Raw genomic sequence first — 12082 nt, 5'->3', positions numbered from 1 at the left:
TCGGGACTTCATTACCTTTGAGCTAATGCACCCATGGACATACGGCATTTCCGCTACTTTCTGGCCGTTGCCCGGCAAGGCAACTTCACCCGCGCCGCTGAGCAACTCGGTATCGCTCCGCCGACCTTGACCCGACAGATCCAGGACATGGAGAACGAACTCGGCACGCGACTGTTCGTGCGCCAGACACGTGAAGTCAGCCTGACCGAAGCCGGCGCCGCACTGGTGATCGAAGCCGAGGCGACGGTGCGGCAATTTGAATACGCCCAGCACAATGCCCAGCGGGCAGGGCGTGGGGATATTGGGCATATCGAACTGGGTTACGTGGCGTCGGCGGTGTACTCGGGTTTGCTGCAAAAACAGGTGCAGGCCTTCAGCCGCGAATGTCCGGACGTCAGCCTGAACGTTCGGGAAAGCCCCATGGTGTCATTGCCGGCGATGGTGGTCGAAGGGCGATTCGACATTGGTTATGTCCGCTCACCCATGACCTTGCCCGAAGGCCTGGAGGCGATTCGCCTGGCTGCGGAAGGCTTTGTGCTGGCGCTGTCCAGCGAATCCGGGTTGTGTCGTTTTACGCAGATCAGTCCGGAGCATCTGCAAAACGAGACGTTTATCTTGCCGGAGCAAATCAACGGCACATTGCAAGTCGCCGCCGAGGGCGGGTTCTCACCGAAACTGGGTGCGCAACCAGGCGGGCTGGTGGCGGTGATTGCCTTGGTGTCATTGGGGCAGGGCGTGGCGGTGGTGCCGGCATCGGTGGTCGGGCATGTCGGATTACCCGGCGTGGTGTATCGGCCAATCAAGGGGTGTGAAGCGAGCTCCTGGCTGTCGTTGATTCATCGGCGCTTCGAGAAATCCCGGGCGGTGGTGAGGTATATCGAGCAGGTCAAACAGTTGGGGTAGATTCAAAAGATCGCAGCCTTCGGCAGCTCCTACAGGGGAATACGTACCTCTGTAGGAGCTGCCGAAGGCTGCGATCTTTTGATCTTATTTGACATCGCCAACCTTGCCCTTGAGCTGGTTATCAAGAATCACCTTCCCCCAAGGCCGATAACGCAGCGAAAACACCGCCGTCGGATGGCAACCCGCCGGGGACGCGTCCGGCGTGGCCGGCTCCGCACGGAACGGTTGACCGTCAGCACTGACCTGACGGAACGCTTCACGCACGATGCCGACCGAGCAAGGCAGTGCGCTGGCGTAGCCGGCGCGTACCAGCGCAGGCAAGCGCCCGGTGCCCGCGCCGTCCTGCCACCAGATGTGAACTTGGTTCGCCGCCAATTCCCCCAGCCACTGCGCATTCACCTGGGGTGCGAGCTTGCCAGCGCTGAACGCGCTGACATGCAACGGCGCATCGAGTTTTTCGGCGAAGTCCTTGAGCTGGCGCAGCAGGGTTTGCCGGCGATCGGGGGCCAGAAAGTGCACGTCATCCAGCTCCGGCGGCAGGTACCAGCCGATGACCGGAAGTTTCCAGTCCTGGCGCAGCCGCTGTTGTTGCGCCAGCGATTGTCCGAGTTGCGCTTGCCAGTACATCGCCAGTCCGGCGCTGTCCAGTTCATTGACGCGCTGGTAATAGGCCGGGTCCATGGCCAGGCCCACCACCAGGTTCAGTCCTTGCTCATGGGCCAGTTTCAAGCTGCTGGCGAGCCACCCCGTGGGACCACCGAAGTCCGAATCGCCGTACGCCGTCCATTGCACAATCAGTGTGTGCACGCCTTGCCTGGCCGTGTCCTGCCAGATCTTCTGCCATTGCGCCTGGCTAAGGCTGGCGTCGACGTTCAGCGGTTGGTAGAAGATCCGCTCATCGGCCCGCGCCAACAGACTGCCAAGTAACAGGCACACCACCCACAGAAATCGCATCATCAGAAGTTCAACTCCACGCCCAGCAGCACGCCGTTGCCGCCCTCATACAGGTTGCCGCCCAGGGATTGCTGATATTCGGTGCGCACGGTCAGGTGTGCGCGGTAGGCATTGTAGAGGTCATCGTCGAACCACCATTGCCAGCGCAGGCCGATGCCAGTGCGCAGGTCCTGGCGCCAGTCGTTGCTCGGGTCTTGGCTGGCAAATTCGAGAAAGCCATAAGGCATGAGGGTTTGCGCGCCGTTGAACGGTAGTTTCCAGGTGTGGCCCTGCTGGAACCGCGACAGCCATTGGTGATCACCAGCCTTGGTCCACCAGGCGGCGTCGAGGTACAGAAAGCGTTCTTCCCAGTCGCTTTCATCGACGCGCCAGTCGTTGCGGAAACGGCCCTGGTCGAGGAACGAAGCGGTCGCGCGCAGCAGGTAATCAGTGGTGGTGTGGCCATCCTGACGGTGATCGTCGACCTGGTCTGACAGCTTGTCGGGATTGAGCGTTTCGCCCAGGCTGAGGCCATGATTGTCCTTGTCGTCGAACTGGCTCTGTTTGTAGAACTCGCCATAGAAGTTGATGTTCGCCGTGCCCCACGGCTTGTAGCGCAGCCCGACACCGGTGGCGATGGATTCTGCGTAACTCGACCGACCCTGGCCACCGAGCAAGGCCCGGCCATAGACCGACAGCGTGCTGCCGGCGCGGCTGGGTTCTTCACCGAGGGCGTGGTCCCACATGGCCAATTGCACGTTCTGCGAGGTCGAGCGGCGTTGCGAGCCGGTGCTTTCGTCAGGACGCAAGAAATCGTTGGTCGAGACCCCGGCCGGCGACCAGGTGCTGGCGACGGTGCGGCTGTCGCGACGGGACAGGGTTTCGTGAGCGCGGCGCTGACGATAACGCCGCGCTTGCATGCTGCCGTCTTTGTCGTCGGCGGCCACCGGGTTTTGCTCCAGATCGATCACCCGGCGCAGTTCCTTGCGCGCCTGAGCGCTGTCTCCCACTTCGTCATAACGCACGGCGAGGGTTTCGCCGAGGCGGTAGTCCTCCGGGAAATCCCGGGTGGCGCTTTGCAGGTAAGGGATGGCTTTGGCGCGATCTTCCTGGGTCGAGGCGCCCGCGAGACGCATGCCGTAATCGGCCCGATAACGCGGATTGCTCGGCTCCCGGCGCACGGCTTCCGCCAGCCAATCCGTGCTTTGCTGCCGTTCCCCGGCCTTTTGCGCCGTCACCGATGCGGCATAGAAATGCCCTGCATCGGGCGCCTGCTGCAAGGCGCTGCGTTGACGCTGCAAGGCGAGGGCGTAATGACCCCGAGCGTCGGCAATCGCTGCGCCCAAGGCCCATTCATTGGCACCCCGGGCGCGGCTTTGTTGCCAGTAACGTTCGGCCGTCTGAGCATTGCCAGCCGTCAGCGCGCTGCGGCTGGCGGTGAGCCGGGCGTTATCACTCAGTTCGGCCTCGGGGATGCTGCGCCAGATCACCATGGCGCCGGACGAATCACCGGCCGCTTCCAGGGCATAAGCAAGCGGCAGACGGCTTCCACGGTCGCCGAGTTTTTCCGCCGCTTGGTAATAGACCACCGCTTCCCCGGGCCGCTCTGGCATGGCGCAACGTCCGAGGGCGCGATAGTCGCCTGCCGCTTGTGGGTGAGCGCCAATGGCTTGCTGCACCGTATCGCACTGACCGCTCTCGGCCAGTTGCGCCAACAGTTGACCACGGGTGGCGGAGTCGACATGGCCGAGCAGCGACACGATGCGTTGCTGCTGCGCCGGGGTCGGTGTCGATGAGGCATAGAGCCCCGCGAGGCGTTGCAGCAGGGCGACGGGCAGCTTGCCGCCGTGACGGTCGTAAGCAGTTTCCAGTAGTTGCTGCGTGTGCTCACGCTGGCCGGCGTTCAGCGCCAGATAGGTCGCCTGATTGAGCGAAGCAAGATTGCCGGTTTGCTGGTAATGCTGCTCCCACAACGCCGCCGCTTCGGTGTTGCGTCCTAACGCCTGAACCAGCTCCGCTCGACGCTTCAGCACCTCGGCGGTCTGCGGCTGGCTGGCGAGCCAGGCCATGACGTTGTCGCTCTGGCCCTCGGCTTGCCAGATGTCCAGCAAACGGGCCTGGCGCCGGCTGTCCCAAGGTTCCGGCAGGCGTGTGCCTTGCAGCAGTTCAGTCGCGTGCAGGCGCTGGGCGAGAACCAGCCAGGCTTGTGGATCGTCATCCGCCCGGCAGCCACGCAATTGACTGAGCGCCGCTTGCGGATCGCGCCGCGAAAGCCACTCCGCGGTCTCCAGGCACGGGCGCTGCAGCTCGGCACTCAAGCGCTGAACCGTCTCGGTGTCGCCGGTTTGTCGGGCCAGCTCCCACAGTCGCTGTTGCTGGGCAGGTTCGGCGAGGTCGCTGGCCGGTAGCGATTGAATCCAGCGTTGGGCTTGCGTGATGTCGCCCATGGCAATTGCCCGATCAGCCATCGCCAACCGCGTTTTGCGCGCTGCTTCTGGGCTCGGCGCCTGTTGCAGCAGTTGCTGCAAAGGCTTTTCGTCGAGGCGTTGCACATACGCGTTGGCCAGTCGCTGCCAGCCTTCGGCGTCCAATTGATGGCTGGCTGCCAGGGGGGCCAATTGGGCGATGGTGCCGTTCCAGTCGCGCAACTGCTCGGACCAGTTGGAGAGGGCCAGGTGCAGAATCTTGTCGTCACCTTTGGGCACCAATTGCGCCAGCCAGTCGTGCGCTCGGCCGGCGCCGCCGAACTTGGCCAGGCTCAGGCTGTAGGCTTGCCACAGGCGCACGCGCTGGTTGAGATTGCTGGTGGCCATCCACTGTTCGACTTGTCCGCTGCCGGGTGGGTCCTGTTCGATCCAGGTCAGACGCAGGTTGAGCAGGGCGTCGTTGTTGTCGGGGTTGTCCGGCAGCGCATGCACGGCGTCCTTGTACCGCCGTTGCTTGGCCAGCGCCTCCACCAGCAACGCCCGGGCCTCCTCGTTTTTCGGCACCTTGGCCAGCAGGTGGCGCATCAGCCGTTCGACTTCGGCCCAGTTACCTTTTTTTGCTTCACGGTAGCTGCGGTCCATGTAGGGAAAACTGCGGAATTGTTCGAAGTCTGTCAGCGCTTCGGCCTGCACCCACGCGGCGGCACCTAGGCACAGCACCAGGGCGGCGAGCAGGGCATGTCGACGGGCGGGCTTCATTCGACCTCCCGGGCAATGCGGTAGGCGGCTTGCTGTTCGCTGGCCTGTTCAAGCAGCGCCTGTTCGAGCACTTCCTGGGTGATCATGCCGCGTGAAATCAGATGTTGGCCTAGCGACATGTGCTCGGCATCGAAGTCGATCAATGCCTGGTTGAACAGGCTCGGCGGGACCATCCCGCGCACTTGCAGCAGATTGCCCAGCAGGATCTGGTGACGACCGACGCGTTCGAGCAAGTCTTCATCGTTCTGATGCCGCTCCAGCACTTCGAGCATGTGATGCACGTCTTGATTCTGGTGGCGGCTGGCGTACCAGTAGCGAATACCCAGCGTGACCCGGCCCTGCGGCGCGAGGCGGCAGCGCACCGGGCGTTTCAATTGGCGGCTGATGGCGCCCAGTGAAACCTGGCTGACCGGCCCTTCGCAAGCCAGGACCAGCGTGTCGCCTTCTTCGGCCACCGGCAGCACGCCGTAGTGCGAGGCGACTTTGCGCGGTACGAGATCGATCAGGCGCTGGTCCAGTTTGAACGGGTTGAGCGGGGCCCATTCCATGTCCAGTTGCTCGGCCAGGGTTTCCACCAGTTGGGTGCTGTTGATGTGTTCGCGCAGGAGCAATTCATGGCCCAGCCGACGCCGCACCGGGCTGGTGATCGCCGCTTCCAGTTGCGCTTCGGTGAGCAGGCCTTTTTCCACCAGTCGATGCCCCAGCGGTGTGCGCTGAGTCTTGGTCAGGGCCGGGAATTCATGGGTGGTCTTGTCCCAGGCCACGCGACGCGAGTCGCCCATTTCAATAACCTGGCGCAGCGCCCGCAAATTGGCGAAAAAATTGACGAAGTTGCTCCAGACCATGCGCGGGGCCGACAACAGGCCTTCGCCCAGGCCGTAATAACGGGTGACGAACCATCCGCGCTGGAACAGTCGATTGAGCAGCATCAGGCCGTTGAGCCAGAGCAACATCGAGAGCAGCGGGCTGTCAGAAAGAATCGACGGGTAGCGCCAGGCATTCGGCGACACCACCGTCACCAGCCACATCGCCAGCAGCACCAGGAACAGCAGGTTGACCAGGAAACTCAGCAGGTAAGCGATCAACCCACGGCGGTCACGCCACAGGAAATAGTTGAGCCGTCCGTGGGCGCTCCATCCGAGGTTCTTGGTGCCCTGGAAAACGATGCCGACGATCCATCGCGATTTCTGGCGGATCGCGTGCTTCAAGTCGCGGGGGAAGTGCTCGCGCACGCAGATCACCTGGGAAAACGCGCGGTCCATGCCAAACACCCAAGGCTGTTCGAGGGCCAGTTTCGGGTCGGTCACCGAGTAGCGGGCGAAGATGCATTTCATGCCTTTTTGCTTGAGACGAAAACCGATGTCGTAGTCCTCGGTCAGGCTCTGCACGTCGAAGGCAATGCCGTCGCCGTCTTCGAGCAGAGCACTGACGGCCTTGCGGCTGAAGCAGGTGCCGACCCCGGCGCTGGGCACTTGGCCGGTCATGGCTTCGCGGACAATCACGTCCTTGCCGTGGTTTTCGGCGAACTCGTCGACGTAGTGGCCGGCGGTGAAACCTCGCCACTCCGGTGCGTAGGGGTAGACCGGAATCTGGATCAGGTCCTTGCTCGGCAGCAGGTAGTTGAAGAGGCGCAACTCCATGGGAGAAATCACGTCTTCGGCGTCGTGCAGGATGAACCCGGCGAACTGGATCTTTGCTTCGCTTTCAAAGCGCAGGATCGCGTCGATGATGTTGTTCAGGCAGTCGGCCTTGCTGGTCGGACCGGGGCGCGCGCACACCACTTTGTGCACGTTGGGATAATGCCGGCAGACCGCGTCGACATCCGCCTGGGTTTCGGCGTCGTTGGGGTAGGTGCCAACGAAAATCTGGTAATTCTCATAATCGATGGTCGAGGCCGCCAGCCGTGCCATTTCGCCAACCACGCCGACTTCGTTCCAGGCCGGGACCATGATCGCCAACGGTTTTTCGGCAATGGCGTAGAGCCGCTCTTCATCGGCGCGCTTGAATTTTTCATAGATTCGCCAGCGCCGGATCAGCTTGCGGCTCCAGTACACCACGTCGATGAACAGGTCATCGAGCCCGAGCACGAACATCAGCAGGGCCAGGGTGATCGCGAAGTATTTGAGGCCGAACAGCACATAGGCAAAGAAGTCAACGAGACCCAGGCTCATACGGTTTTGCCCGCTGCAGCGCGGTGTTTCAGCCAGATGCACAGGCGGTTGGCGATACGTTCGCTGGCGTGGCCGTCGCCGTAGGGGCTGTGAACGCGGCTCATGCGCTGGAACGTGGCGTCGTCATCGAGCAACAGGCTGGCTTCCTTGACGATGCGCTCGGTATCGGTCCCCACCAACAGCACGGTTCCGCCCTCGAGCACCGATGGCCGTTCGGTGACATCGCGCAATACCAGCAGCGGTTTGCCGATGGCCGGGGCTTCCTCCTGGATGCCACCGGAATCGGTGAGGATGAAATGCGCACGACCCATCAGCCAGACGAAATGCTGGTAGTCCTGCGGTGCGACGAGATAGATGTTGGGGGTGTTCGACAGCACGCTGTACACCGCGTTTTGCACCTGTGGATTAAGGTGCACCGGGTAGACGAATTGCACGTCGGGGTAACGTCGGGCGAGCTCGGCAAGGGCCAGGCAGATGTTGCGGAAACCGCCGCCGAAACTCTCCCGGCGATGGCCGGTGATCAGCACCATCCGCCGAGTGTCGTCGAGTACGGCCAAAGGCGAGTCAGCCGCCGGGTGCCACTGAATGTCCTGTTGATGGGTGCGCATCCACAGCAGCGCATCGATCACCGTATTGCCGGTGACTTCGATATCGGCGTTGGGCACACCTTCACGCAGCAGATTCGCTTCGCCCTTGGTGGTGGGCGTGAAATGCAGGTCGGCGATGACGCCCGTCAGGCGCCGATTGGCTTCTTCCGGCCAGGGCGAGCGCAGGTTGCCGGTGCGCAGGCCCGCCTCGACATGGCCAATGGGCAAATGACGATTGAACGCGGCGAGGGCGGCGATGAAGCTGGTGGTGGTGTCGCCATGGACCAGCACGATGTCGGGTTTTATCCGCTCGTAAGCCTGGTCGAGGTGAATCAACAATTGTTCTGACAGGCCGTTGAGCGTCTGGCCCTGGGTCATCACTTGCAGGTCCTGGTCGACCGTGAGCTCGAAGGAGTCCAGCACCTGCTTGAGCATTTCCCGGTGTTGGCCGGTGGAACAGATGTTCAGATCGACACCTGGCCATTGACGCAACACTCGGGCCAGCGGGGCCATCTTGATGGCCTCCGGACGAGTACCGAAAACCATCATGACTTTGAAAGACATTGGCCCTCCGGGACAGCTTGCGCCGGGTGCCTCCTGGCCATTGAGACTGCGTATTACCTGATCTTTCAATAAAGCAGCCGCAGACGAGGTTGTCCAATTCCGGGTCAGCCCGTTAAGCAGCAACGCAATCCGTAGCAGCTGGCGAAGCCTGCGTCCGGCGGGGTAGCAGCTGTCGAGCTTGCGAGGCTGCGTTCGGCTGCGCAGCAGTCGTGAAATCAGGTAGCGCGGTCCTTCAGGATTATTTCATGCTCAGGTTTTTACGACTGCTGCGCAGCCGAACGCAGCCTCGCAAGCTCGACAGCTGCTACAGCGCCGAACGCAGCCTCGCAAGCTCGACAGCTGCTACAGCGCCGAACGCAGCTGCTACGAGCGCCGGACGCGGGCTTCGTTCAGCTGCCAAAAGGTGTGTGGCGTGCTTTGCTTCATTGTGAGTCGCGGTTTCGCATTTGTGGTGCGAGTACCCGTTCGTTGTAGCCAACAGTAGCGTTCGTCAGGTGTGCGATTAGTAACGCCATTTTTGGCCTGTTGTGCATCCTCCTGATTCAAAACACTTTTCAATCTCCCCAACACACCCCCCACAACCTGTGGCACACTTTCTGCTGTCTATTCCGTTGTTACACACCAACTTCCGGTATAGCGGAATACACATCACCCTGGAGTGCTTGCCATGCATCGCCGACCTTCCTTGTTAAAAGCGTGTGTTTTTCTTGTCGCAGCTTCTGCTGCTGCCATGGGCGTGGCCCAGGCGGCGGACAGTAAGCTCGATAGCGTGCTGGCCCGTGGCAAGTTGATTGTGGGCACGGGCAGTACCAATGCGCCGTGGCACTTCCAGGGCGCGGACGGCAAATTGCAGGGTTTCGATATCGATATCGGGCACATGATTGCCAAGGGCTTGTTCAACGACCCGAGCAAGGTTGAGTACGTGGTGCAATCGTCCGATGCGCGGATTCCCAACCTGCTGACCGACAAGGTCGACATCAGTTGCCAGTTCATTACCGTCACCGCCAGCCGTGCCCAGCAAGTGGCGTTCACGCTGCCGTACTACCGCGAAGGTGTCGGCCTGCTGCTGCCGGCGAACAGCAAGTACAAGGAAATCGAAGACCTGAAGGCCGCCAACGACAGCGTGACCGTGGCCGTGCTGCAGAACGTGTACGCCGAAGAATTGGTGCACCAGGCGTTGCCTAAAGCCAAGGTCGATCAGTACGACAGCGTTGACCTGATGTATCAGGCCGTGAACTCCGGCCGTGCCGATGCCGCTGCCACCGATCAGTCGTCGGTGAAATACCTGATGGTGCAAAACCCTGGCCGCTACCGCAGCCCGGCCTACGCCTGGAGCCCGCAAACCTATGCCTGCGCGGTCAAGCGCGGTGATCAGGACTGGCTGAACTTCGTCAATACCACCTTGCATGAAGCCATGACCGGCGTTGAGTTCCCGGCTTACGCGGCCTCGTTCAAGCAGTGGTTCGGTGTCGATCTGCCGACACCGGCGATTGGTTTCCCTGTCGAATTCAAATGATCCCGTGAGAGTGGGGCGCTTTGACGCGCCCCGCTCAAGGTACTGCTGACCATGAACTATCAGTTGAATTTTGCCGCCGTCTGGCGCGATTTCGACACCTTGCTGGCGGGGCTCGGCCTGGGTCTTGAACTGGCGCTGGTGTCGATCGCCATCGGTTGCGTGATCGGCCTGATGATGGCGTTTGCTCTGCTGTCGAAGCACCGCGCGTTACGGGTGCTGGCGTCGGTGTATGTGACGGTGATCCGTAACACGCCGATCCTGGTGTTGATTCTTTTGATTTACTTCGCGTTGCCGAGCCTGGGGATTCGTCTGGACAAGATCCCGTCGTTCATCATCACCCTGTCGCTGTATGCCGGGGCGTACCTGACCGAAGTGTTCCGCGGCGGGCTGTTGAGCATTCCCAAGGGACAACGTGAAGCCGGGCTGGCCATCGGCCTGGGCGAGTGGCAGGTCAAGGCGTATGTCACCGTGCCGGTGATGTTGCGCAATGTGCTGCCGGCCCTGTCGAACAACTTCATTTCACTGTTCAAGGACACCTCGCTGGCCGCGGCGATTGCCGTGCCGGAGCTGACCTATTACGCGCGCAAGATCAATGTCGAGAGCTACCGGGTGATTGAAACCTGGCTGGTGACCACGGCGCTCTATGTTGCGGCCTGTTACCTCATTGCCATGATGCTGCGTTACCTCGAGCAGCGTCTGGCGATCCGCCGATAGGAGGCCCCATGTACGAATCCCCCAGTTGGATGCATGAGTTATGGGTTGCCCGTGAAGTGTTGTGGCAGGGCTTCCTGACCAGTGTGCAGGTCTCGGCGCTGGCGATTTTGCTGGGCACGATGGTTGGCATCGTCACGGGCCTGGTGCTGACTTACGGCAATGTCTGGATGCGTGCGCCGTTTCGCTTTTATGTCGATCTGATTCGCGGTACGCCGGTGTTTGTATTGGTGCTGGCCTGCTTCTATATGGCGCCTGCGTTGGGCTGGCAGATCAGTGCGTTTCAGGCCGGCGCCTTGGGCCTGACGCTGTTTTGCGGCTCTCACGTTGCCGAGATCGTGCGCGGCGCGTTACAGGCGCTGCCCAGCGGCCAGATGGAAGCGAGCAAGGCGATTGGCCTGACGTTCTACCAGTCGCTCGGCTACGTGTTGTTGCCCCAGGCGCTGCGGCAGATCTTGCCGACCTGGGTCAACTCGTCAACCGAGATCGTCAAGGCCTCGACACTGTTGTCGGTGATCGGTGTGGCCGAGTTGCTGCTCAGCACCCAGCAGATTATCGCCCGGACGTTCATGACGCTCGAGTTCTACCTGTTCGCCGGATTTTTGTTTTTCGTCATCAACTTCGCCATCGAATTACTCGGCCGGCACATTGAAAAGCGGGTGGCCTTGCCATGACTCAACCTTCGCTCTCTAACGTAAAAGATGCTCAAAACGGCCAGGCCCTGCTGGACATTCGCGGCCTGCACAAACAATACGGCAAGCTCGAAGTGCTCAAGGGCGTCGACCTGACCATGCAGCGTGGCAATGTCGTCACGCTGATCGGCTCCAGCGGTTCGGGCAAGACCACGCTGCTGCGTTGCGTGAACATGCTCGAAGAGTTCCAGGGCGGGCAGATCATGCTCGATGGCGAGTCCATCGGTTATGACGAGATCAATGGCAAGCGCGTACGTCACGCGGAGAAAGTCATTGCCCGGCATCGGGCCATGACCGGCATGGCGTTCCAGCAGTTCAACCTTTTTCCGCACCTCACCGCGTTGCAGAACGTCACTCTCGGGCTGCTCAAAGTCAAAAAGCTGCACAAGGATGAAGCGGTCGCCCTCGCCGAAAAATGGCTGGAGCGGGTTGGCCTGCTGGAGCGGCGCGATCACTATCCCGGCCAGTTGTCCGGCGGCCAGCAACAGCGCGTGGCGATTGCCCGGGCGATTGCGATGAACCCGAGCCTGATGTTGTTCGACGAAGTCACCTCGGCCCTCGACCCGGAACTGGTGGGCGAAGTGCTGAACGTGATCAAGGGCCTGGCCGACGAAGGCATGACCATGCTGCTGGTCACTCACGAAATGCGTTTTGCGTTCGAAGTCTCGGACAAGATCGTCTTCATGAATCAGGGGCGGATCGAAGAGCAGGGGCCACCCAAGGAACTCTTCGAACGTCCGCAATCGCCGCGTCTCGCTGAATTTCTGAAGAACACGCGGTTCTGATTTTTTTCAAAAGTATTTTCACGACTCAATCAGGA

Annotated in this window: 9 protein-coding genes; 5 read left to right on the top strand and 4 right to left on the bottom strand. The window is 61.3% G+C overall.

The window, feature by feature from the left end:
• Positions 1-33: 33 nt before the first annotated feature.
• Positions 34-903, top strand: coding sequence for a LysR family transcriptional regulator (locus ACA052_RS16545; RefSeq protein ID WP_497645829.1), 870 nt, complete (start codon positions 34-36; stop codon positions 901-903).
• A gap of 84 nt (positions 904-987) precedes the next feature.
• On the opposite strand, the gene ACA052_RS16540 is transcribed toward ACA052_RS16545, so the two are convergent.
• The 4 genes from ACA052_RS16540 to wecB are packed head-to-tail and all read right to left on the bottom strand — an operon-like array spanning position 988 to position 8343.
• A complete protein-coding gene (locus ACA052_RS16540; protein WP_497650341.1) occupies positions 988-1857 on the bottom strand; it encodes a DUF4434 family protein in 870 nt (289 codons plus the stop codon).
• Positions 1858-1859: 2 nt separating this feature from the next.
• Entirely contained in the window at positions 1860-5021 is a 3162-nt protein-coding gene (locus ACA052_RS16535; RefSeq protein ID WP_497645828.1) for an NfrA family protein, read from the bottom strand.
• The gene (gene nfrB / locus ACA052_RS16530; protein ID WP_497645827.1) at positions 5018-7192 is read right to left on the bottom strand and encodes a cyclic di-3',5'-guanylate-activated glycosyltransferase NfrB; all 2175 of its coding nucleotides are present in this window, start codon (positions 7190-7192) and stop codon (positions 5018-5020) included. Before nfrB ends, ACA052_RS16535 begins: the two co-directional genes overlap by 4 nt.
• Positions 7189-8343, bottom strand: a complete 1155-nt coding sequence (gene wecB / locus ACA052_RS16525; RefSeq protein WP_497645826.1) for a non-hydrolyzing UDP-N-acetylglucosamine 2-epimerase — start codon at positions 8341-8343, stop codon at positions 7189-7191. The genes nfrB and wecB overlap by 4 nt, the downstream gene beginning before the upstream one ends.
• A gap of 667 nt (positions 8344-9010) precedes the next feature.
• Between wecB and ACA052_RS16520 the strand changes: the two genes are divergently transcribed.
• The 4 genes from ACA052_RS16520 to ACA052_RS16505 are packed head-to-tail and all read left to right on the top strand — an operon-like array spanning position 9011 to position 12047.
• Complete coding sequence (locus ACA052_RS16520) at positions 9011-9859, top strand: transporter substrate-binding protein (protein WP_497645825.1); 849 nt, start codon at positions 9011-9013, stop codon at positions 9857-9859.
• 51 nt (positions 9860-9910) lie between these two features.
• A complete protein-coding gene (locus ACA052_RS16515) occupies positions 9911-10573 on the top strand; it encodes an amino acid ABC transporter permease (protein ID WP_008015908.1) in 663 nt (220 codons plus the stop codon).
• An 8-nt stretch (positions 10574-10581) separates the two neighbouring features.
• A complete protein-coding gene (locus ACA052_RS16510) occupies positions 10582-11244 on the top strand; it encodes an amino acid ABC transporter permease (RefSeq protein WP_497645824.1) in 663 nt (220 codons plus the stop codon).
• Positions 11241-12047, top strand: a complete 807-nt coding sequence (locus ACA052_RS16505) for an amino acid ABC transporter ATP-binding protein (RefSeq protein WP_497645823.1) — start codon at positions 11241-11243, stop codon at positions 12045-12047. Before ACA052_RS16510 ends, ACA052_RS16505 begins: the two co-directional genes overlap by 4 nt.
• Positions 12048-12082 lie beyond the last annotated feature (35 nt).

The organism is Pseudomonas sp. LBUM1644 (assembly GCF_059716195.1).
This window is presented reverse-complemented; position numbering and strand designations above follow the sequence as displayed.